The sequence below is a fragment of the Shewanella sp. GutDb-MelDb genome, assembly GCF_002836075.1.
Classification (GTDB): domain Bacteria; phylum Pseudomonadota; class Gammaproteobacteria; order Enterobacterales; family Shewanellaceae; genus Shewanella.
Genome location: NZ_PJBM01000106.1, coordinates 1 through 23085, shown reverse-complemented (window position 1 = coordinate 23085; position 23085 = coordinate 1). Strand labels below are relative to the sequence as shown.

The 23085-nt window shown below is 42.3% G+C and carries 21 protein-coding genes; 11 read left to right on the top strand and 10 right to left on the bottom strand.

The window, feature by feature from the left end; genetic code table 11:
* Nucleotides 1–595: rhodanese-like domain-containing protein (locus CXF82_RS01695; RefSeq protein ID WP_257982711.1), on the top strand; the 595-nt coding region annotated here is incomplete at its 5' end.
* Nucleotides 596–878: 283 nt separating this feature from the next.
* On the opposite strand, the gene CXF82_RS01690 is transcribed toward CXF82_RS01695, so the two are convergent.
* Both CXF82_RS01690 and yfbR read right to left on the bottom strand, forming a co-directional pair.
* On the bottom strand, nt 879–2213 hold the full coding sequence (locus CXF82_RS01690) for an anti-phage deoxyguanosine triphosphatase (protein ID WP_101091630.1): 1335 nt from the start codon (nt 2211–2213) through the stop codon (nt 879–881).
* Nucleotides 2214–2233: 20 nt separating this feature from the next.
* Nucleotides 2234–2821, bottom strand: coding sequence for a 5'-deoxynucleotidase (gene yfbR, locus CXF82_RS01685; RefSeq protein WP_101091631.1), 588 nt, complete (start codon nt 2819–2821; stop codon nt 2234–2236).
* Nucleotides 2822–3342: 521 nt separating this feature from the next.
* Here yfbR and CXF82_RS01680 point away from each other — a divergent pair.
* Both CXF82_RS01680 and CXF82_RS01675 read left to right on the top strand, forming a co-directional pair.
* Nucleotides 3343–5520, top strand: coding sequence for an AAA family ATPase (locus CXF82_RS01680; protein WP_102043573.1), 2178 nt, complete (start codon nt 3343–3345; stop codon nt 5518–5520).
* Between the two features lie 2 nt (nt 5521–5522).
* Nucleotides 5523–7217 (top strand): LeoA/HP0731 family dynamin-like GTPase, encoded by a 1695-nt coding sequence (locus CXF82_RS01675; protein WP_102043572.1) that lies wholly within the window; start codon nt 5523–5525, stop codon nt 7215–7217.
* A 79-nt stretch (nt 7218–7296) separates the two neighbouring features.
* On the opposite strand, the gene CXF82_RS01670 is transcribed toward CXF82_RS01675, so the two are convergent.
* The 7 genes from CXF82_RS01670 to CXF82_RS01640 all read right to left on the bottom strand — a co-directional run bounded on the left by CXF82_RS01670 (nt 7297) and on the right by CXF82_RS01640 (nt 12767).
* Entirely contained in the window at nt 7297–8511 is a 1215-nt protein-coding gene (locus tag CXF82_RS01670) for a pyridoxal phosphate-dependent aminotransferase (RefSeq protein WP_101091634.1), read from the bottom strand.
* Between the two features lie 393 nt (nt 8512–8904).
* Complete coding sequence (gene efp / locus CXF82_RS01665; protein ID WP_101091635.1) at nt 8905–9465, bottom strand: elongation factor P; 561 nt, start codon at nt 9463–9465, stop codon at nt 8905–8907.
* A 45-nt stretch (nt 9466–9510) separates the two neighbouring features.
* On the bottom strand, nt 9511–10719 hold the full coding sequence (gene earP / locus CXF82_RS01660; protein ID WP_102043571.1) for an elongation factor P maturation arginine rhamnosyltransferase EarP: 1209 nt from the start codon (nt 10717–10719) through the stop codon (nt 9511–9513).
* Between the two features lie 108 nt (nt 10720–10827).
* Entirely contained in the window at nt 10828–11355 is a 528-nt protein-coding gene (gene fldA, locus CXF82_RS01655; protein ID WP_101091637.1) for a flavodoxin FldA, read from the bottom strand.
* A gap of 52 nt (nt 11356–11407) precedes the next feature.
* On the bottom strand, nt 11408–11680 hold the full coding sequence (gene ybfE, locus CXF82_RS01650) for a LexA regulated protein (protein ID WP_101091638.1): 273 nt from the start codon (nt 11678–11680) through the stop codon (nt 11408–11410).
* Between the two features lie 10 nt (nt 11681–11690).
* Nucleotides 11691–11912: a DUF2788 domain-containing protein gene (locus CXF82_RS01645; protein WP_101091639.1), complete on the bottom strand. Its 222-nt coding sequence runs from the start codon at nt 11910–11912 to the stop codon at nt 11691–11693.
* Nucleotides 11913–12008: 96 nt separating this feature from the next.
* Complete coding sequence (locus tag CXF82_RS01640; RefSeq protein WP_102043570.1) at nt 12009–12767, bottom strand: alpha/beta fold hydrolase; 759 nt, start codon at nt 12765–12767, stop codon at nt 12009–12011.
* Nucleotides 12768–13045: 278 nt separating this feature from the next.
* Here CXF82_RS01640 and seqA point away from each other — a divergent pair, with 278 nt between their 5' ends.
* Together seqA and pgm are read left to right on the top strand one after the other, a co-directional pair.
* On the top strand, nt 13046–13609 hold the full coding sequence (gene seqA, locus CXF82_RS01635) for a replication initiation negative regulator SeqA (protein WP_101091641.1): 564 nt from the start codon (nt 13046–13048) through the stop codon (nt 13607–13609).
* A gap of 32 nt (nt 13610–13641) precedes the next feature.
* Nucleotides 13642–15294, top strand: a complete 1653-nt coding sequence (pgm, locus tag CXF82_RS01630) for a phosphoglucomutase (alpha-D-glucose-1,6-bisphosphate-dependent) (protein WP_102043569.1) — start codon at nt 13642–13644, stop codon at nt 15292–15294.
* Between the two features lie 176 nt (nt 15295–15470).
* Here the strand turns inward: pgm and msrA are convergent, their stop codons facing one another.
* Nucleotides 15471–15950 carry a peptide-methionine (S)-S-oxide reductase MsrA gene (gene msrA / locus CXF82_RS01625; protein ID WP_101091643.1) on the bottom strand — a complete coding sequence of 160 codons (480 nt, stop codon included), beginning with the start codon at nt 15948–15950 and terminating at the stop codon, nt 15471–15473.
* A 247-nt stretch (nt 15951–16197) separates the two neighbouring features.
* On the opposite strand from msrA, the gene astE reads away from it, so the two are divergent.
* From astE to CXF82_RS01595, 6 genes are all read left to right on the top strand, one after another.
* A complete protein-coding gene (astE, locus tag CXF82_RS01620) occupies nt 16198–17235 on the top strand; it encodes a succinylglutamate desuccinylase (RefSeq protein WP_101091644.1) in 1038 nt (345 codons plus the stop codon).
* Between the two features lie 182 nt (nt 17236–17417).
* Nucleotides 17418–18596: a thiamine pyrophosphate-dependent dehydrogenase E1 component subunit alpha gene (locus CXF82_RS01615; protein WP_101091645.1), complete on the top strand. Its 1179-nt coding sequence runs from the start codon at nt 17418–17420 to the stop codon at nt 18594–18596.
* Nucleotides 18597–18599: 3 nt separating this feature from the next.
* Complete coding sequence (locus CXF82_RS01610; RefSeq protein ID WP_101091646.1) at nt 18600–19577, top strand: alpha-ketoacid dehydrogenase subunit beta; 978 nt, start codon at nt 18600–18602, stop codon at nt 19575–19577.
* 9 nt (nt 19578–19586) lie between these two features.
* Nucleotides 19587–21164 carry a dihydrolipoyllysine-residue acetyltransferase gene (locus CXF82_RS01605; RefSeq protein ID WP_102043568.1) on the top strand — a complete coding sequence of 526 codons (1578 nt, stop codon included), beginning with the start codon at nt 19587–19589 and terminating at the stop codon, nt 21162–21164.
* Nucleotides 21165–21301: 137 nt separating this feature from the next.
* On the top strand, nt 21302–22366 hold the full coding sequence (gene nadA, locus CXF82_RS01600) for a quinolinate synthase NadA (protein WP_101091648.1): 1065 nt from the start codon (nt 21302–21304) through the stop codon (nt 22364–22366).
* Nucleotides 22367–22553: 187 nt separating this feature from the next.
* Nucleotides 22554–23085, top strand: a 532-nt coding sequence (locus CXF82_RS01595) for a nitrate- and nitrite sensing domain-containing protein (RefSeq protein WP_180961153.1), incomplete at its 3' end; no start/stop codon positions are given.

Genomic DNA, 23085 nt, shown 5'->3' with positions numbered 1-23085 from the left:
AGAGGGGAACTCAGGGGATTTGTACCATAGCATCACCGAAAAACTGTTTAGTTTGGCAGATGAAACGGTCATTTATCCAGGGCATGATTATAACGGTAAAACCAGCTCAACGATTGCTGAAGAGAAACAATGGAATCCTCGGGTGGGTCAAAAAAAATCATTCGATGATTTTTTGCAGATCATGAGTAATCTGAACTTAGACATACCTAAAAAAATCAATGAAGCAGTCCCCGCCAATACTAACTGCGGTATTAACTTTAATCCGGATGCTTATATTCATAACGACTTTTCGATGAATGCGCTTTATAGCGTTTGGCTAAAAGAAAACAGCAACACATTAATCATCGATAATCGCACAAAAGAAGAATATTCAAAAGGGCATATCCCTCGGAGTCACAACATACCCTTTGGGACTGAGTCACAACACCTGGAAGAATTGAAAGGCTTTAATCATATCTACATCTACTGCCATTCAGGGCGTAGAGCCCAAACCGCATTAACCAATCTGTCTATTATGGGGCTGGATAATATTACCTGCGTTAGCCATTCAGGTTTACCTGAATGGATTGCAATGAAATACCCAATAGAGCGCTAAGTTTATACATACTTTATTAGCCGTATTCTGAATACGGCTCACTTAACGGTATAGCGCTTAGCTTCAGCTGATGCTTGTAGCGGGTAATAAAGGTAAGGGCCTTATGGGATTGTTGTAACAAGTAAATGCCTACATAAGGTATTGAAATTCATCGTTATAAAACAAGATCATTGTTTAGCTTATTGCTTAACTCACTGTAGATAGCTAAAAAGTGATAGACAGTATTGTAAATGAATCGATTTCATTGCCAATCAATATCTATCACCGCAGTGCAAGTTAGGTATTAAAGCTCGCGGTTTAATTCAATCATCGAGCCTGACTTCGGGCTAAACAGATGTTGATGCAGTCTTGCTGCAAATTCGTCTGTCATTCCTGAAATGTAATCTGCGATAACACGGTGGCAATTGAGTCCTTGATCTTTTGCTTCAATCCAACGCGCTTGGGTATTTGTTGGCAGTAGTCGCTCAGGATCTGAAATGAAGGCCTCAAATAACTCCATCACAATTTGTTGGCCTTTATACTCGAGCATCTGAATCTCAGGTTTTCGAATCACGTATTGATATACAAATAGCTTTAGCGTGTTAAGCGCGGAGTCAAAAGGGCCTTCAAGCGCTGCGTTAAATTTAAGCAGTGGCTCACTAAACCCGTCTACCTCGGTAATCGATATCGCGGTGACAAAACCATTGACTAAAGTACCAATCGCGTCTTTTCTAAGATGGTGTTTACTCGAAAATAGTCGTTGTCCAATAGTGGAAAACTCGCTTTTAATCCAGTCGTCATCGCTTTCTTTAAGTTGGCTTTCAACATCTTCAGTCCATTGCTCACGGCTGACAATGCCCATCACAATAGCATCTTCTAAATCGTGCACAGCGTAGGCGATATCATCCGCAAGCTCCATGATAGAGCAATCAAATGATTTGTATTGCGTTCTTTGATGCTTTGATTCATCAACTAAGTGATGAGAGAGAAACAGTGCTTTATCGGCTTCTGACAATGGGTCTAACACCCAGTTTAGTACCTCTAAGTCATCATCAAATAGTCCTTTAACCGGTGGCCACTCAGAGGGTTTTAACTGACGAAAGCGGCTAACCTCACTAAAAGGCAATTCACGGTGGAGCAGGCTATAGGGGGCAGGGTACTTGAGTATACCTAATAACGTGCGTCGACATAGGTTCATGCCATAATATTCGGTATAGGGTTCTAGGCGAGCTAATATCCTAAAGGTTTGGCCATTTCCTTCAAAACCGCCGTGTTTGCGCATCATATAGTTAAGTGCAACTTCACCGCCATGACCAAATGGTGGGTGACCTATATCGTGGGCAAGACATATCGACTCTATCAGGCTCATCGAATCGAGTAGTTCATCATGCTCTGGGTGTTTCTGTTTAAGCTGTGCACGAATCCCCGTGCCTATTTGGCCTACTTCTAACGAATGGGTCAAGCGAGTACGATAAAAATCATTCATACCAATGCCTAAGACCTGAGTCTTAGCTTGTAGTCGCCTGAAGGCGGCTGAATGCAGAATACGGGCACGGTCTCGTTGGTAAGGGCTACGATGATCGTTACGTCTTTGCTTGTCTTCAGCTAAACGTCTTTCATGCCAGGGTGTTTGATCCATGCTGGTTCCTTATTAATGACTTAAAGCAATTTATTAATATCATCGAGATCAAGCGTAAAACTTGGAATAAAACATTCTATAAAATAGTTTACTGCCGGGTTAGGGTTATCTTTTAGACTTTGCTCTAAGCGCTTTTGTGCCGTATTGAACTCAGTATTCCCCGCACGGCGCTCTTCTAAACATTTTAAATAAGCGCACAAGGTATCGGCAGCTTTAACCAATGCTTTGTATTCAGGGTCAGCATGTTCACTTGTTAACAATGCACAATAGTCTTCTTTGAACTCTTCAGGCACCATTTCGAGTAACCGATGTTCAGCAATAGCTTCAATTTTTTTATACTCGGCCTCAATCTCTTTATTGAAATACTTAACCGGAGTCGGGAGGTCGCCAGTGAGGATCTCACTGGCGTCATGGAAAATGGCGATGGTTGCGGCTTGGTTAGGATCATAGTTACCATCAAATTTTTTATTGCTAATTAAGGCGAGAGAGTGTGCAACCATAGCGACCTGTAGAGAGTGCTCTTGTACATTCTCTGTTCTAACGTTATACATTAGCGGCCAGCGTTGAATTAATTTCATTCGAGCAAGGTGGGCAAAAAGGTGACTCATAGTATTCCTTAATCTATGGCGGACTCACTGAGGTTATCATAGTCTTAAGACCATTAAACGACCCTTAAGTCGTTTAATGGTCGAGAAAGAAACACCAATATTGGTTTATATATGCTCAAAGCATACAGCCAAAGCTTTATTCTACAGCGTGAACCTCATGCTTTAGCTAAACCTCTTAACCAGATGTCCCGCTTAGATCTTACTTCCTAACTCCTTAACTCGCGCTTGTTAGCTGAGCCTCATCTCGTCAGAGTTGTCATTTGGTTATCTGATTTGCGGCTTTCTATAAGCTCATAAATTCGACGATACCTTATATATTGTGACCTCCCGCCCTTTTATCAAGAATGCTAGAGCTTTTTTAAATAGTGTTAATTCGATGCCATAACTGTGTTGCAATAGATATAAGTGCATGTAATAAAGCTATATAATCGGAGTTAGTTGCAATTGCTACATTAACGATATTTAGATGGTTAGGTGTACTAACTACCTTAAGAAAACACCGAGTGGTATAGGTTATATTTATGAATGAAGATCAAGACTCACCGAGTCAAATCTATCAAAAAATTCAGTTGATTATTAATGAGCTGATCCAAAAGCTAAGCCAAGACACTAGCGATCTTAGTACCAAAGAGACGACTGAACTTAGTCGAGATATACTCACTAAGCTACATGTTGAAATCAGCCAACAACTCATAAATTTAGAAAAAAACGCAGAGTGGGATACTTTTACCATTGCTTTGTATGGTGAAACCAATGCGGGTAAATCCACCATAATTGAAACCTTGCGCATTATATTAGCTGAGGAGTTAAAAAATAAACAACAGGCCGAGTTTAAACAGTGGCAGCTAGAGTCTGGGATTTCTGTCGAGCTGATAGAGCAGACTCGGCAAGGTATTCTTGATAATGAAGCAATGCTTAAAAAGTGCCACTTCGACTGGAAAGTAAGCCAGCAAGGGCTCGAACAGACAGTTGATCGCTGTGAAACTGAGAAGCTCAGTACTAAGGAAAAGTTAGACAGTGCACAAGCGACAGCGACATTACTACAGCGATTTATTTGGCTATTTAAAAAAATGCCACAGCTGTCAGCTTATCAAGCAGCATCTAAAAATCTTGAACAAGGCACGCAAGCGTTTACTGAACAAACGGCAAGATACCAACAAGAGTGTCTGGATATTAGTGCCAATGTAGAAGGATTACAGAGCAGACATCAGCAGATTGAAGTGCAGGTGAATCAAGCCCAAAGCTTGGCTGATGGCTTTATCATTGGTAATGGCCGTTCAGATTTTACGTTAGATACCCAGAGTTATACGTTTGAGCATGATGGATGCAAGTTCAACATACTCGATGTTCCGGGTATTGAAGGTAAAGAAGACAAAGTGAGTGATGCCATATGGAAAGCGGTTCATAAAGCTCATGCCGTTTTTTATATTACCAGCAAAGCGGCTGCGCCGCAGAAAGGGGATGCATCTAACCCGGGTACATTGCAAAAGATAAAACAGCACTTGGGTGCTCAATCTGAAGTGTGGTCAATCTTTAACAAGCGCATTCAAAACCCTATTCAGTTAGAGAAAGTCACTTTAGTTTCTGAAGGGGAATTAGAAAGCTTGGCAGTGTTGGATAAAGTCATGGTAGAGCATCTTGGTGACAGTTATCAAAAAAGCTTAGCCCTCAGTGCATATCCAGCATTCTTAGCCTCTGCGACTTGTTTGTTACCGGGTTCACGTGACCAAGGCATGCAAAGCAAGTTTTTAAACAAATTTGATGCTGCGGATTTATTAGCTAAGTCCAACATAAATGCTGTTGTGGGTATGTTCGATCAAAGCATGGTCAATGACTTTAAAGCCAAAATTGTTAGATCAAATAAGCACAAGGCGAAACAGATCGTTAGTTCTGCTTTGGAGGATGTAACAGGCTTATTAAGTCAAAAGTTTACGCCCCTTTTACAGACATTGACCTCAGAGCTTAAAGATACAGATACAGAGCTTAACACTTTGGTAGCGACCCTAAAATCTAGGTTGAGCAATCGGGCGAGAGAAGTTGTTCGTCATTTTGAATCTTCAGTACGTTCATCTACTTATGACTGTATCGATGACAATATTAGCAATGATGATTTTAAGGACAGTTTAGAGAGCAATATTGAAAAATATCAAAAGCGACTCATAGAATCTATGCCAGATATTATGAATAAAGAGATGGACGCATTTGAAACAAGCCTTAAAGATATTGTTGAACGCTTTCAAACCCAAAGCAGTGAATTGTTAGGTTTATACAACAATATTGATTCTGTAGACACGAGTTTAGAAGTCGATATTGATCATGGTATTAATGTGTGGGGCGTCGTTGGTGCGGTTGGTGGCGGTATCGCTTTGTTCTGGACGCCTGTTGGCTGGGCAATAATTGCGGTTTCTGCCGCGACCTTGGTTTTTCAATTGTATAAAGCCGTTCGCTCCTTTTTTAGTAGTAACTATAAACAATCTCAGCAGAGAAAGTCGACGGATGAGAATATCTCAACAGTATCGAAGAGCATTAACGAAAAACTAGATAATACGTTAGCGAATGTCATGCAAGAGGTCGAAGCGAATGTCGATATCATTAAACAAGCAATGACGACCTCGGTCGAGCATATAGAAGTTGTGAATCAAAAATTAAAATTAGCTAAAAGTGAATTAAAAATGCTTTGCAAGCAGTTGGAGTCTTAACAATGATTGAAACTATAAATGAATTTGAGTCAAGCAAGCAACAGGCTCGTATTTTACTTGAAAAATTAGTTACGTTCTTACAATTGGGTGTAGACGCAGGGGCTGACATTGATGCAAACCTTACCGCTAAACTTGAGCATGCCTTAAGCACTGTTGACCAAGGTAAGCTAAAGATCGCCTTAGTTGGCGGTTTTTCTGAGGGTAAGACTTCAATTGCTGCGGCTTGGATGGAAAAGTTAGACAGCGAAAGTATGAATATCAGCCATCAAGAATCATCTGATGCGGTTAAGGTTTATGATTTAGATGATAATTGTGAGCTTATAGACACACCAGGCCTGTTTGGTTTTAAAGAAAAGCTAAACGCGGATTCATCACAAATCGAAATGTATAAAGACATCACAAAGAAGTATGTCAGTGAGGCGCACCTTGTGCTTTATGTGATGAACTCGACTAATCCTATTAAGGCGAGCCATCACGATGATCTTAACTGGTTGTTTCGTGATTTAAAGCTTCTTTCTAGGACGGTGTTTGTTTTAAGCCGCTTCGATGAAGTCGCTGACGTTGAGAGTGAGTGGGATTACAGGACTAATCTAGAGATAAAGCAGCAAAACGTCATAGAAAGGTTAAATGACGCAATTACGTTAACTGAAGAAGAGCTGATTACGGTTGTGGCAGTGGCTGCTAACCCATTTGATATGGGAACGGAATACTGGCTAGAAAATGTTGAAAAGTTTAAGGCATTGTCTCATATCGAAAAACTTCAGCAAGCAACGGTAGAGAAGGTGCGTCAAAATGGCGGCCAAATGTCAGTTGCGCTAGAGGCTAAAAATAGCATAATCCGTGATGTACTCGGTCGTCAGTTGCCGAAGGCGGTAGAAAACGACGAAAAAATTGGTGAAGAGCTTGCTCGTCTGAATACCATGAATATACGCCTTGAAAAACAGATTAGTTTGGCGAACACTCGAATTATTGAAGTTCAAATTGGCTTACGTAACTTTGTGATAAACTACTTTGGTGACTTGATTATTCAGGTAAAAGGGACAGATCTGAATACATTTAACGATTTCTTCGAGAGAGAAGTTGGCAATGAAGGGGTGATGTTAAACACTCGGGTTCAAAACGAAATAGAAAGTCAAATCAATGCCTTATCTGGCGAGTTAACTCAGCTTCAAAATAACTTTCAAAACGAAGTTAAGCACTACAACGATACTGTGATGCTGATGGGTAAGCAAGGCGTTAATTACCTTGTGAAAGGGAGTTTCATTAATAATCAGAGTATCCTAGCAGCCCGTGACGGATTGAGCGCAGCAGGGAAAATGGTGGGTATTGATCTTGCCGGTATGTTGAAATTTAAACCTTGGGGCGCCGTTAACTTAGCCAAGGGCATTAATGGTGCGTTAGCTTTTGTTGGGGTGGCACTTGAAGCTTGGAACTCATGGAATGAACATAAGCGCCAGCAGGCCTTTGAAGTTGCGATTACTGAAATGGTAGATAACTTTGAAGGTCAGCGTAAAGAGCTATTAGCACTCATAAACAGTGGCAGCTTTATTGCCAATTTCTTTCCTAGTCAAATCTCGCTAATAAGTTCGATGGATGATTTGTGTCAATGCATTTCACAACAAACCGCGAAAAGGGCCAAATTCAAGCAATGGCGTGAACAGGGAGAGATTATTGAAGCTGAATTTTCAGTTGTTTAAACGTTCAGCACGTTAATATAGGCTTAATACTAAAAAACGACCCAGAGGTCGTTTAAGTGTTAAGCCTCTTTTTAAAAGGTTATTGCTTGTATCCTTCAAGGAACTCACCAACTTCACCTAAGGCCTTTGTAAGTTCATCCTTGTAGGGTAAAAAGACGACCCTAAGATGGTCAGGCTCTGGCCAGTTAAACGCTGTGCCTTGCACCAAGAGTATTTTCTTCTCTTTTAAAAGGTCGAGCACTAGTCGTTCGTCATCCCGTAAATTGAACTTCTTCTGATCCAACTTGGCAAATGCATATAACGCACCTTTTGGCTTAACCACGCTGACGCCAGGGATTTGATTGAGCATTTCGACACAAGCATCTCGTTGGACACACAAACGTCCACCCGGTTGTACTAACTCTTGAATACTCTGATATCCGCCTAAAGCCGTCTGGATAGCATGTTGATTCGGTACGTTGGCGCAGAGGCGCATTGAGGCGAGCATATCTAAGCCTTCAATATAGCTTTTTGCCGATTTTAAGTTGCCGGTAAGCATCATCCAACCGACTCGAAAACCTGCGGCGCGATAAACTTTAGAAAGGCCATTAAAGGTCACCGTCAGGATGTCATCCGATAAACTCGCAGCAGGTATATGCACGGCCTCGTCATACAAAATTTTGTCATAGATCTCATCGCTAAATAAAATCATATCATGTAGTCGACACAACTCGATGACTTCAAGAATAAGTTCTTTTGAATAAACCGCGCCAGTAGGGTTATTGGGGTTGATAAGCACAATGCCACGCGTACGTGGGGTGATTTTGCTTTTTATATCGTCAATATCAGGAAACCAGCCGGACTCTTCATCACAACGATAATGCTGCGCTTTACCACCTGACAGATGCACGGCGGCGGTCCAAAGCGGATAATCGGGTGAGGGAACAAGTACCTCGTCATCACTATTGAGGAGCCCCTGCATTGCCATTACGATAAGTTCTGACACTCCATTACCGATATAGATATCTTCAATGTCGACGCCAAGGATCCCTTGAGATTGATAATGTTGAACAATCGCTTTTCGTGCCGAAAATAGCCCTTTAGACTCGCAATAGCCTTGCGCACTAGGCAAGTTTAAAATCACATCGCGGACGATTTCTTCAGGTGCTTCAAATCCAAAAGGCGCTGGATTGCCGATATTGAGTTTTAAGATCCTATGACCTTCGTCCTCTAATCTTCTCGCTTCTTTATGGACTGGACCACGAATGTCGTAGCAAACAGAGTCCAATTTGGTGGATTTGATAATTGGGCGCATCTAAACCTCGAAAATGCTTTAAAAATGAGTCTATTGTAGTAAAGACGTAAGTTGAGTGAACAATAGCTAAAATGATTAGACAAAGATAGCCTTAAATCCTAGCTTAAATAGTGTGATCTACCGTGAGTGCCGTACTCTAGAATGCTATTAAGCATCATACACTGCCATGAATTACAATTGTGGTGTAAGTCTCTTCTTTGTGCGTGGTTGACTGGGTTATTCGCTAGTTGATCAACATCAATAAAAGATCAATTGATTCGGTCGCGGGTCAGTGAGGCGTGGAGAACATATCTAAGAAGTGTATTAATTGGTTTTTTGATGTTGATTTTGTGAGATCAAAAGTAATAAAAAAGCCAACCTGAAGGCTGGCTTTCTCAGAGACACGAATTGAGATTAAACGCGTTTCTTAAATTCGTTAGTGCGAGTATCAATTTCGATCATATCGCCAGTTTTAACGAAATCAGCAACACTCAGAGTGCTTCCACCTGCGATAGTTGCAGGCTTCATTACTTTACCTGAAGTGTCACCACGAGCTGAAGGCTCTGTATAGGTAACTTCACGACTAACAGTAATAGGCAGCTCTACCGAGATAGCTTTCTCTTCATAGAAAGTAACCTGACAAATATCTTCCATACCGTCAACGATATAAGCTGCTGCATCACCTAAGTTTTCTGCTTCTACGTCATACTGGTTATATTCAGCATCCATAAACACATACATAGGATCGGCAAAGTATGAATAAGTACAGTCAAGACGTTCAAGAATGATGTCATCTAACTTATCTTCACCTTTGAACGTTGTTTCAGTCGTCGAATCAAGCAAAACGCTCTTAAGCTTTAATTTTACGATAGCAGCGTTACGGCCAGATCGAGTTGTTTCAGTCTTAAGTACAACCCATGGGCTGCCATCTAACATGATCACGTTACCAGGACGGATTTCATGAGCAGTTTTCATTACACTATTTCCTATTTTTGGTTTTTTCTATTTCAACGCAGTATCTTAGCTATTTTTGACGAATTGAACTAGTCGAGAAGCAAGATCTGCGTCATTTAATATGTAAATTGGCCATTGTTGTGCGTGAAGTGACATCTCAGGCTGGATTAAATCTAGGTTTTGCCACTCTTGAGCGGCAGTGTCAGCTTGCTCTTTATTAAAAGCGATATTGAGTGAACGGTAGATATTGCTCGCTTGTGGGCTGAGATTATCACAATAGCTATCCATAAAGGCGGCTAATTTTACCAGATGGTAATCATCCTCTTGAGGATAAATGTGCCAAACAAACGGTTTCCCTGCCCATTGTGCTCGTAAAAAGGAGTCTTCACCGCGAACAATATTCACGTCACAGCTCCACAACAGTTGATCGTAGCTTTGCTGATCTGTCATGGGCAAAATATGAATAGTAAGATTACCATGCACCACTTGTTGGCCTACCTTGAGGTCATTGATAGCACAAGGTAGCAGTGATTGTAGACTGTTTAAACTTCGTCCTTTGGGGATCAACGCATGTATTCGATTATCTGACTGCATCCATAACTTGCATAAACGAAGTAGGGCAGAGGTCTCATAGCTGAATACACTGATCACTGTGTCGTTATCGTCAATATTATTGAGGCCAAGCTTGTTGAACAACTGGTGTCGAAAGTCCAGATTCGATTGCCATACATTCCGCTGATCTAAAGTGTCCTTTTCGCAAATCAAACCACCGGTGTTACCCGTAAATCCAGGGAAGTAAAAGTACTTTTTGAGGCCGTTATTTTGCATAGAGGGTAGGCCATGACAACCTTCGACCCAAGACTCAGCACTTAAGTACTCTAAATTTAACCATACAGGTGCTTTAGGGACGCTGGTATCTTGCTTATGGGCTTCATGCTGGGCATGCATCGCTTGCACAACTGCGTTAGGCAAATTACAGGCGAATGCCTCAATGACTACATCTGCAGCGTTATAGTTTACCGGGAGAGGCTCAGACCATAAGTTGATGCGCACACCATCATGTTTCTGGCTGTTAAGACTTGGATCTAACGGTGGCAAAATGTGTGAAAAACTGTTTAAGTCATCAACCCATAAGGTGATATTGATTTGATATTCTTTTGTCAGTTGCTTAGCGAGTCGCCAAGTGACCCCTATATCACCATAGTTGTCGACAACACAGCAAAAGATATCCCACTGAGTTGTCGTTTTTACAGGCTTTAATGCGCAATGAGTCAATGCTTCGCTACCTTGGTTAGTTAAACGGCTGACATTTATCTTTAAATACGAAAAAACGGCATAAATGCCGTTTTTTTGTTGCTAGAGATGAATAAACTTAAGCGTTTATTAATCTGCTAGTTCAGCTAAACACATCTCTTCATAGATCTGTTTAACCCAAGCATCTACTCGCTCTTCGGTAAGTTCAGGTTGACGGTCTTCATCAATGCCTAAACCGACAAAGTGCTTAGGATCCGCTAAGCCTTTCGAGGCTTCAAAGTCGTAGCTTTCTGTTGGCCAATGACCAATGACAATACCACCACGGCCTTCGACGATTTCGTTAACCATGCCCATGGCATCGAGAAAATACTCAGCGTAATCCTCTTGGTCACCGCAACCGAAAATAGCGACTAACTTATCTTCAAAGTTTACTTGCTCAAGTTCTGGGAAAAAATCGTCCCAGTCACATTGTGCTTCACCGTAATACCAAGTTGGGATCCCGAAAAGAAGCAGATCATACTCTGCTATCTGTTCTTTGGTACTTTTGGCGATATCTTTCACCTCAACCATTTTTTTACCCAGTTTTTTCTGGATCATTTTGGCGACGGCTTCGGTGTTGCCTGTATCAGACCCGAAAAAAAGACCTACTGTAGCCATTGTTGTTCCTTTATGTCTAGTTCACTTTAAAGTATGCGTGCTGTAAAAGCGCTCAATTACTGACTTGCTTTTGCAGTATTAATTCAATTAACTGACTGCGGCTAATATTACTGGCCATTGCCTGTTCATTCAAGGCGTCATACAAATCTTGTGACACCTTTAGCTCTATTCGCTTTAAACCGTTAGCTCGGTCACGTTGGATTTGGTTTCTTTTATTAATTTTTAGCTGCTGGTCCCGCGGCAATGGATTGCTACGAGGACGACCACGTCGTTGTTCTGTTGCGAACAGATCAATGGTGGTTCTGTCTGATGTTTCTTTTGCCATTGAGTCCAATTTAACCGATGCCTGAACCTTCCCAGGTCATCTGTATAATCCCTTTTGCGATAAACCCGGCACAGCCGAGAAATAAAACTAACCAAACGATACGTCGACCAAACAGAGGCACTTTACCCTGTTTAAGTACATCGTGAATGGCCATACCAATAAAGAAGAAAATGGCTGCAAAAAACAAGTTTAGGCCTAACGCCTCAATTTGCTCCATATGTTGCATTAACATCTACCATTCCTTCTGGCCAAAAAAAAGTGGCGGGAATATACCATATAAGTGGTAAAGCGGCTAGACGATTTACATCTTATTGGCAGTAAATTTTTATCAATTACTCACGAGGAAATCTTTTACTATACGGTTAAAAATGCTAGTTTTTTGAGCATGTAGCCAATGCCCCGTACCCTCAATTGTTTTTGCTTTTATGGTAGGGAATTGCTCAATTATAGCGCTTCTATGAGCGGATGTGACGTAGTCTGAGTCGCCGCCGCGTATTAATAGGCATGGACCGGTATACTGAGTTGTGAACGTTGGCCAGCCAATGATGTCGTTATAGCTTTGTTTTAATCCTGCTAAATTCATCTTCCATTCAAAGCCATGGTCACTGCGTTTAAGTGACTTAAGTAAAAACTGCGCAGTGCCTTCATCGATATCAAGGCTACGCATATGGGTTAGTGCATCACGCCTATCGTTGATCTCGGTTAATGGCATGGTTTCAAGTGCATTAAAAACCTTATCATGACGACTGTTGTAGGCAACGGGGGCAATATCAGCCACAACAAGCTTGGTCACACATTCTGGATAGAAAAGGGCAGTTGCCATCGCTATTTTACCGCCCATAGAGTGTCCGACTAATATTGCTTCGTTTATGTTGAGCGTGCTGAGTAGCTGTTTCACATCGTCAGCTAACGTTTGATAGGTCATTGAGGAGACATGTTCACTATTGCCATGGTTGACGACATCGACTCGAACGACGGTAAAGCTATCTTCTAACGTTTTCCCGAGTGCTTTTAGATTATCAAGATCGCCAAATAGCCCATGAATGAGAATAACAGCAGGTCCGCTGCCATTGGTCGTATAGTGCATTTTATGCCCGCCTAAAAGATCGAATTGTGCAAGATTGTGCCTGTATCCTATTTAGAATCCAAGTCAGGTCATAAAATTGTCACCTCTTTGACGCATTATTAACCGCTTAGTCGGCTAACAAGCCGCTCTTTCTTATTTGGATCGCAGTTTTCAATTATTGGTGCTTTATCAAGGCTCTAAACCTCGTTACACTGAGGGGATAATTTGGGGCCGTAATGCGCTCATGATCAGTACAAATAACACCGATCCCAGTTTTCTACGTAAGGAAGATAACCGTTATGAAATATATCGAGGTTGATGAAGAGCTTTACCGCCACATTGCCAGCAAAACTGAACATATTGGTGAAAGCGCTTCTGATATTTTACGACGAATATTAGGGCTGCGTGTTGATGCAGTGACTCCAGCTCAACCTCAACCTGAAACGATTAGCCACCCAAGTTTAGAACGTGACGACAAGGTTGTAGAAGTCATCAATAAACCCATCATAGTTGAAAGTAACCTTATTGGTGACTTTATTGGTTTAATCGATGCAGAGCTATTAGCGGCGCAAAAAGGCGCTGTTGGACGGTTCTTGTTTATTCTGGACACTGTGTATCAGACATCAAAAAGCCAGTTTGAACAAGTTCTGTTGATCCAAGGGCGTGACAGGTTGTACTTTGCAACGTCAAAGGACGCGTTATTAAAAGCGAGTAAGTCAGCTAACCCAAAAGAGATTGGCAACAGTGGCTTTTGGGTGACAACCAATAATAACACGGCTAAGAAACGCACTATTTTGTCTGAAGTGCTGACACAGTTTGGAACAGATGATGCGCAAGTTGTCGCTATCATAGATAAAGTATAATAGACATCTACGTTAACTAAAGGAGCTAGTTTTTGGCCATACATGAAAGAGCGGGACAGATTGCTGAACAAAAGGATTTGGTCAATATATCTAAACTGATAAGTTTGTATTATCGGTTAAGCCCTAGTGCCACAGAGGTGACGCAACAGGTTACTTTTGGCACTTCAGGCCATCGTGGCAGTGCCATTAAGCGTAGTTTTAATGAAGCCCATCTATTAGCGATTTCTCAGGCAGTGGTTGATTACCGTATCGAGGCGGGGATCACGGGCAAGCTTATATTGGGTATTGATACGCATGCGCTATCACAACCTGCTGCCATTTCTGTTATTGAAGTTTTAGTCGCAAATAAAGTGACTGTCGCTATTCACGAAAATGACGGTTTCACGCCTACGCCGGTGGTATCGCACGCTATTGTTTGCGCCAATAGCCAGCAAGATAATAGTGTTGCTCATCTGGTCGATGGTCTTATCGTCACGCCTTCACATAATCCACCTCAAGACGGTGGAATAAAATACAATCCACCGCATGGTGGTCCAGCAGAAGGCGAGATCACCGATTGGATCCAAAAAAGATCAAATCAGTATTTAGCGAATGACTTAGTTGGCGTTAAGCGGATTGATTATGCCCAAGCGTTGCTAACGGAGTATGTCAGTGCTGAAGACTTTATTACGCCGTATGTAAACGATCTTGCCAATGTCATCAATATGTCGGCGATTGCGGATGCTAAACTGCATTTAGGCATAGATCCTCTTGGCGGTTCAGGGATCCATTACTGGCAGCCAATAGCAGACAAATATGGCTTAGACATTACGATTGTAAACAACAAGGTCGATCCAAGCTTTAGTTTCATGCCATTGGATAAAGATGGCAAGATCAGAATGGACTGTTCATCTCCATTTGCGATGGCCGGTTTACTTCAACATAAAGATCAATATGATCTTTGTTTTGGCAATGATCCCGACTTTGATCGACACGGCATTGTATGTCCTGGCAGCGGTTTAATGAACCCGAATCATTTTCTTGCAGTGGCAATTGATTACCTTGTGACTCATCGTCCTAATTGGACTGACAAGATGGTGATTGGTAAAACATTAGTCTCAAGCGCTATGATTGATAAAGTCTGTGCCATGCATGATAAACAGATGTCTGAAGTTCCCGTCGGCTTTAAATGGTTTGTTGAAGGTCTTGCCAACAGTTCGTTTGCCTTTGGTGGGGAAGAAAGCGCTGGAGCTGCATTTTTACGACTGGATGGCAGTACTTGGTGTACCGACAAAGATGGCTTTATCTTGTGTTTATTGGCGGCTGAGATATTAGCTGTTACGGGCAAAACACCGCAGCAACGTTATCTCGAATTAGAACGCGAGTTTGGCCAGAGCTTTTACCAACGCATTGATAGCCCCATTAGCTTGGATAACAAAGCTAGATTCGCCAAAATTACTGTCGCTTCAATCTCAGCGACAACGCTAGCTAACGATACTATTACCCAAAAGCTGACACATGCTCCAGGTAATGGGGCCTCGATAGGGGGCATTAAAGTGGTCACCGACAATGGCTGGTTTGCGGCTCGTCCATCGGGTACTGAAGCATTATTTAAGCTTTACGGTGAGAGTTTTGTCAGCCAAGAGCATTTACAACAATTGCTTAAAGATGCTGCCATTATTGTTGAGCAAGCATTAGCGAGCTAAATGTATACGGGTAATAATAAAGAGGGCGCTGTTATGGCGTCTTTTTTATATCTGCGGCTTCAATACTCTGGTTTCTGCGACTGAGGTTATAGAAGAACCATTAGTGTTAAACTTGCCACTTCCCTTTTAATTCCTAATGAATGACCGATACCCAATGTTATGGGTATAACTTGCATCTAGAAGCTAATGTGACAACTAGGTAGGTCGTTCTTAGCTAAGTAATCTTGATGGTAAGTTTCAGCTTCATGGAACTGCTGCGTAGGGACAATTTCAGTCACTATTTGTTTATCTCCCCACTTGCTACTTTTTATCAGTGCAAGCTTTGCCTTTTCTGCTTGGCTTCTTTGCTGGGTATTATGGAAAAATACGCAGCTTCTATACTGGTTGCCTTTGTCTTCGCCCTGTTGATTTAGCGTGGTCGGATTATGATTTTGCCAAAATATATCTAACAATGTTTCATAACCCACTTTGCTAGGGTCAAACTCAATCTGGACAACTTCAGCATGACCGGTATTACCTGCTTTAACGTCACTATAAGAGGAATACAGGTCATTGCCACCCATGTAGCCACACGTACAGTCGGTTACGCCGTCAACTTGCTTGAAAAAATACTCAACGCCCCAAAAACAACCCGCACCGAATGTAGCATAAGCCATGATGACTCCTTAATATTGTATTAGCCGTTTGGATGGCTAGATGTCCTCATTGTGTTTTATCTTTTCAACCAATGCAAGCATAATTTTATCCAGCTGATTACTTGTTGCACTAAGCCTGTAAATTCGTTGCCTTATTAGTCTCTGATTCATGCTAATATTCCATGCAATATCAGCAAAGGGGATAGGTTTGGTAAGGCATACGAGCTATCACTGAGCGAACTGACAAGTATTAAATAAGGAGTTGTTTGTGTTTCACGAATTGAAGCAGTCCAAGGATTTTCTCGCGTTAACCTTAGCGCATCCACAATATCTTCCAGAGAGTTTTGAATTTGACTTAGGTGAGCACACTCACGTACAAGTTTGGGATACTGGCGTTATTGTGTTTGAACCGATACAAACTAAACACAGTAAGGATATTGTGTTGTCCTGTGCAGTTCACGGCAATGAAACGGCGCCCATTGAGCTTTGTAATGGACTCATTACGCAAATTCTGGCTGAAGAAATAAAGCTGAAACAGCGGGTGATGTTTTTAATCGGTAATCCTGCAGCAATCCACAATGGCACACGCTTTATCGATGAAAATCTAAACCGTCTGTTTAATGGGGCGCATTCACGTGGCGATGGCCTTTGTAATCCAGAGCGGGTCAGAGCGCACAAACTAGAACAATATGTTGATAGATTCTACGCCTCTCAATCAGGTCAAAGACAACGTATTCATTACGATCTACATACAGCTATTCGTGGGTCAAAACACGAAAAGTTTGCCATCTATCCCTACCGTCCTGGCCGTAAGTACAGTCGAGAACAGATTATGTTCCTCGAGTCTTGCGGTATTAACACCATTTTATTCCATCATGAACCGACTACAACCTTCAGTTACTTTTCGTCTGAGAACTATCGAGCCGATGCCTTTACCATTGAATTAGGCAAAGTATTCCCGATGGGGCAAAATGACATGACTCGATTTATCGCCATGAAGGAGATGTTGACACTATTGATGACGGGACGAGATTTACAACTGCCAGCATTCGATCTTAAGCGGTTAAACCTTTATCAAGTGTGTCGTTCTGTTAATAAACACTTTGACGATTTTGAATTTAACTTCACTAACGATGTTGAAAACTTTACTGCATTTCCAAGAGGTTACACCTTAGCCAAAGAAGGTGGTCAGGCGGTTAAAATAGAACATGAGTTTGAATCGATTGTTTTTCCGAATGCAAAAGTGCCGGTCGGCCAACGGACCGTATTGATGTTAAAGACGGCAGATGATAGTAATTTGGACTAAATTCATACTGAATAACTGTGCATGTAAACCAATATATACATGCACAGAGGCGCTTAGTTGTCTTTTGAGTGATGGGAAGTATTGAGAGTTAGTTTACGTTAACGTAATGTTCTTCCCGCGTATTAGAATAGATAGATGCTTCTTTCGTCATTTGGAAGCATCATAAATAACAAGAGCACATTATGAGCAACGCAACAACAAATGCTGAGACAGTCCATCGCGTAAGTTTTTTAGATAAAAACTCCATCGCGATCCCCATCCTTAAAGTATTACAAGCCGATGGCACAGCCTATGAAGGCGCGGTATTACCCGTTATAGACGAAGCCTTGGCTAAAAAAGTCCACGATACATGTGTGTTCACCCGAGTATTAGACGAGCGTATGCTGGGAGCACAGCGTCAAGGGCGTATCAGTTTTTACATGACTTGCACCGGTGAAGAGGCTTCTATCATCGGTAGTACCGCAGCACTCGATGACGGCGATGTTATTTTAGCCCAGTACCGTGAACATGCTGCTTTACGCTATCGTGGATTTACCACTGAACAATTTATGAACCAAATGTTCAGCAACGAGAAAGATTTAGGTAAAGGCCGTCAGATGCCAATCCATTATGGTAGCCAAGCATTAAACTACCAGACCATATCATCGCCACTGGCGACCCAAATTCCACAAGCTACAGGCGTTGCTTATAGCTTGAAAATGCAAAAGAAGCGTAACATTGCTATTTGTTACTTCGGAGAAGGCGCTGCATCAGAAGGTGACTTTCATGCTGGCCTCAACATGGCCGCAGTGCTTAGTTCGCCAGTGATCTTCTTCTGCCGTAATAATGGTTATGCTATTTCGACGCCAACGGAAGAACAGTTTGCAGGTAATGGTATTGCCAGCCGAGGACCTGGGTATGGCATGCATACTATCCGTGTTGATGGTAATGACATGTTGGCAGTATTAGCCGCGACGCAGCAAGCTCGCGCTTACGCACTAGACAATAATGCTCCAGTGTTAATAGAAGCGATGACATATCGTCTCGGTGCTCACTCGTCATCAGATGACCCATCAGGTTATCGCTCAAAAGATGAAGAAGCCAAATGGCAGCAACATGATCCAGTGAAACGATTTAAGTTATGGATGATTAACAAAGGCTGGCTCAACGAAAAACAAGATGCCGATCTTTATGTTAAATATCGTGAAGAAGTGCTAGCTGAACTTAAAGTTGCAGAGAAGATCCCGTTACCGCATTTGGATGACCTTATCCAAGATGTGTATGACAAGCCAACGCCAATATTAGAAAAACAATTGGCGGAGTTAAAGACACATATCAAGAAGTATCCAGAAGCCTATCCAAAAAGCGCAGGGAGAATATAAGCTGTGGCAGAGATGAATATGTTGCAAGCCATTAACGAAGCCCTGAGCTCGGAAATGGAAGCTGATCAAAAAATGATGGTATTTGGTGAAGACGTTGGTCATTTTGGCGGCGTTTTTCGAGCGACTTCGGGCCTGCAAGAAAAATTTGGTCGTGACCGCTGTTTTAATACACCGTTAACAGAGCAGGGTATCGCTGGCTTTGCCAATGGACTCGCCTCTAATGGCATGACGGCCGTAGCTGAAATCCAATTCGCCGATTATATCTTTCCAGCGATAGATCAGATCGTCAACGAAAGCGCTAAATTCCGTTACCGCAGTGGTAATGAGTTTGACGTGGGCGGTCTAACGTTTAGAACACCTTATGGCGGCGGTATTGCGGGGGGTCACTATCACTCACAGTCACCCGAAGCCTATTTTACTCAAACACCGGGTCTTAAAGTGGTTATCCCGCGTAATCCAGAGCAAGCTAAAGGCTTGTTGATTGCGTCAATCCGAGACAAAAATCCGGTCATCTTCTTTGAACCAAAACGTCTTTACCGTGCATCAGTAGGCGAAGTGAGAGATGGTGACTTTGTTATTGAGTTGGGTAAAGCTGAAGTGATCCGCCAAGGGACTGACATTACATTGTTAGGCTGGGGCGCTCAGATGGAAATTCTTGAAAATGCTGCCGACATGGCAGCAAAGAAAGGCATTTCATGTGAAGTTATCGATCTGCGGACCTTATCTCCTTGGGATGTCGACACTGTTGCTGCATCAGTAAAGAAAACTGGCAGATTACTGATCAACCACGAAGCGCCATTAACGGGTGGTTTTGCCGGTGAAATAGCAGCAACGATACAAGAAGAGTGCTTCTTATACCTAGAATCACCGATTACGCGTGTTTGTGGTTTGGATACACCTTATCCATTAATCCATGAAAAAGAATATATGCCTGATGCATTGAAAACATTTGAAGCCATTAAAGCGTCAGTCAAATTTTAGGAGCCCGCCATGATTAAAGAATTTATCCTGCCGGATATCGGTGAAGGCGTTGTTGAATGCGAGCTAGTTGAATGGTTAGTGCAAGAGGGCGATGTTGTCACTGAAGATCAGCCAATAGCCGATGTGATGACGGACAAAGCATTAGTGCAAATTCCCGCACCGTACGCTGGCACTATTGCTAAATTGTATTATGCCAAAGGCGAAATTGCCAAAGTACATGCGCCTTTATATGCTGTTGATATTGCAGAGGAAGGCGGATCTCAAGCTGCGCCACTTGCAGCGACCAACATTGAAGCTGTCAGCAATACAGAGAGTCAAAGTGACATAGGTACAGCGAATGTGACTATAGAAGAATTTTTGCTGCCAGATATTGGTGAAGGTATTGTTGAGTGTGAACTGGTTGAATGGCTGGTTAGTGAAGGCGATATCGTGGTTGAAGATCAACCCATTGCTGATGTAATGACAGACAAAGCCTTGGTTCAAATTCCGGCGATGAAAAACGGTAAAATAACAAAGTTACATTACCGAAAAGGGCAACTGGCTCGGGTACATGCCCCGTTATTTGCTATTGAAGTTGCCTCTGAAACGCCGACGGTAGCAACAGCTGTCAATACCGCAGTAGAGCAAACAACTAACACTGTAGTGGCCGAAAGTATCGAACCTGCCCCACAAGGTAAAGCATTAGCTAGCCCAGCGGTACGCCGTATGGCTCGCACATTAGACATTGATATCTCCAAAGTGAAGGGCACGGGTAAAAATGGCCGTGTGTTTAAGGAAGATATTGAGCGCCATCAATCTCCTATAGTGTCGCCAAGCAACCAAGTAAACACGGTGACAACGTCGACTACTGCCAGCCCTAATGTAAGTCAAAGTGTGGCTGCTGGTGATCGCATCGAACCTATTAAAGGTGTTCGTGCAGTGATGGCGAGAATGATGACAGAATCCGTGTCGACCATTCCTCACTTTACCTATTGTGAAGAATTCGACCTCACCGCATTAGTTGCACTGCGCGAAAGCATGAAGAAGAAATATTCCACTGATGAGCTTAAGCTCACCATGATGCCTTTCTTCATGAAGTCGATGTCTTTAGCACTGGCGCAGTTCCCTGATATGAACAGCCGCGTCAATGCCGATTGCACCGAGCAAACATTGTTATCGAGCCATAACATAGGGATGGCGGTTGATTCTAAAGTGGGCTTGCTGGTTCCAAATGTTAAAGATGTGCAAGATAAGACTATTTTGGAAATTGCTGCTGACATCACCCGTTTAACGACGGCTTCACGCAGTGGTCGAGTGTCTCCCGCCGATCTTAAAGGTGGCAGTATCACTATCTCAAATATTGGTGCATTGGGCGGGACTGTTGCAACGCCTATCATCAATAAACCTGAAGTGGCGATTGTGGCACTGGGTAAATTACAAGTATTACCAAGATTCAATGCTGCGGGCGAAGTCGAGGCGCGTAAGATAATGCAGGTGAGCTGGTCTGGTGATCACAGAGTCATCGACGGTGGTACGATTGCACGTTTTTGTAACCTGTGGAAACTCTATCTTGAGCAACCACAAGAGATGTTACTCGCAATGCAGTAAACATTTCGTTGATAGCTCAATAGATAAAAAGGTGCTTAATAAAGCACCTTTTTTTATTCCCTTTACGGTAAAGAGTTTTAAATGGGTAAAAAATTCCGTATAATTCCGCGAATCAGTTACTGTCCTTTGGTTGTAGTATGAGCGCGTTCACCCCCAGTATCAAAAGTATTGAGTATCCATTCCCCGCGAAGCCTGTACCTTTATCTGACATAGAAAAGGAACAATCTAAAGAGCGCATTAAACAGTTACTTAAAGAGCGTAACGCCGTTCTTGTTGCTCACTATTATACTGACCCAGAAATTCAAGCATTGGCCGAAGAAACCGGCGGATGTGTTTCAGACTCACTAGAGATGGCACGATTTGGTCGTGATCACCCGGCAAAAACACTGATTGTTGCTGGGGTAAAGTTTATGGGGGAAACCTCTAAAATCCTTAGTCCCGAAAAAACGGTACTAATGCCTACGTTGGAAGCTACATGTTCACTTGATATCGGTTGTCCGATTGAAACATTCAGTGAATTTTGCGATGCACACCCAGACCATACCGTCGTTGTTTATGCCAATACATCTGCAGCGGTCAAAGCGCGTGCTGATTGGGTTGTCACTTCAAGCATTGCATTAGAAATTGTCGAACATTTAGACAGTCAAGATAAGAAAATCATTTGGGGACCGGATCGTCATCTAGGCAGTTACATTGCTAAAGAGACTGGAGCCGAGATGCTGATGTGGCAAGGCGAGTGCATTGTTCACGATGAGTTTAAAGCAAACGCGTTAATAGAATTAAAGAAACTACATCCAAATGCTGCAGTATTGGTTCACCCTGAATCGCCTGCTAGTGTGGTTGAACTTGCTGATGTCGTAGGCTCAACAAGCCAACTGATTAAAGCAGCTCATACAATGGATAACGATATGTTTATTGTTGCCACTGACAGAGGTATTTTTTATAAGATGCAGCAAGCTGCACCGAATAAAATATTAGTGGAAGCCCCTACCGGTGGTAATGGAGGTACGTGTAAAAGTTGTGCCCATTGTCCTTGGATGGCAATGAATGGTTTAAAGGCCATTGAAAACGCACTTGAGAGTGCAGGGCTGCAGCATGAGATTTTCGTTGATGAGACTTTGAGACTCGATGCACTAAAACCTCTCAATAGAATGTTAGATTTTGCTAAAACCTTGAATATGACAGTGAAAGGTAATGCTTAATAAAACGTTGATAACCATCTCATAAATGCTCGAATAATTGATTTGGATCACGTTTTTATCCGCAATGCCGAAAAAGTCTGCAATCGCAGGCTTTTTTTATAACATTTTGTGTAAACGACTGTTTACCTTGAACTAGTTTCGTTTATCCTAAGCCATAAATTGATTTAATTATTAATAAGGCTTACGAATGAAATGGAATTGGATCGGCAACCTTACATTAAAACAAAAATTTGTGATTGTTATCGCGCCTTCTTTACTCGCCTCTATCCTATTTGGCGGGCTGTATGCGAATGATCAGTACAAGTTAACCAAAGAACTCGACCAAGTACTTATTTTGAGTCAACTTGCTGTTGCTAATAGTAGCTTGGTCCACGAAATACAAAAAGAGCGCGGCATGAGCGCCGGCTTCATTGGCTCTAACGGCTCGGCGTTTCAAAGTAAGTTACCGCTACAGCAAAGAGATACCGATAAGCTTATTCACACTTTCCAGTCATTTCTGAGTGATCATCCATTGCCTTCGGCTTTTACAACCGAGATCCGCAATACTAAAAATTTAATCAGTGAGATCCCAGAGATTCGAAAAAAGGTAAAAGGTCTATCGATTAATGTTGCGGATGAGGTGGCATTCTATACTGCTTTAAATAAAGAGCTACTGAGCATCGTGGACTTAACAGCGAAGAAAGGTGCTAACCAACAAATTGCCATTAAGGCCGCAGCAT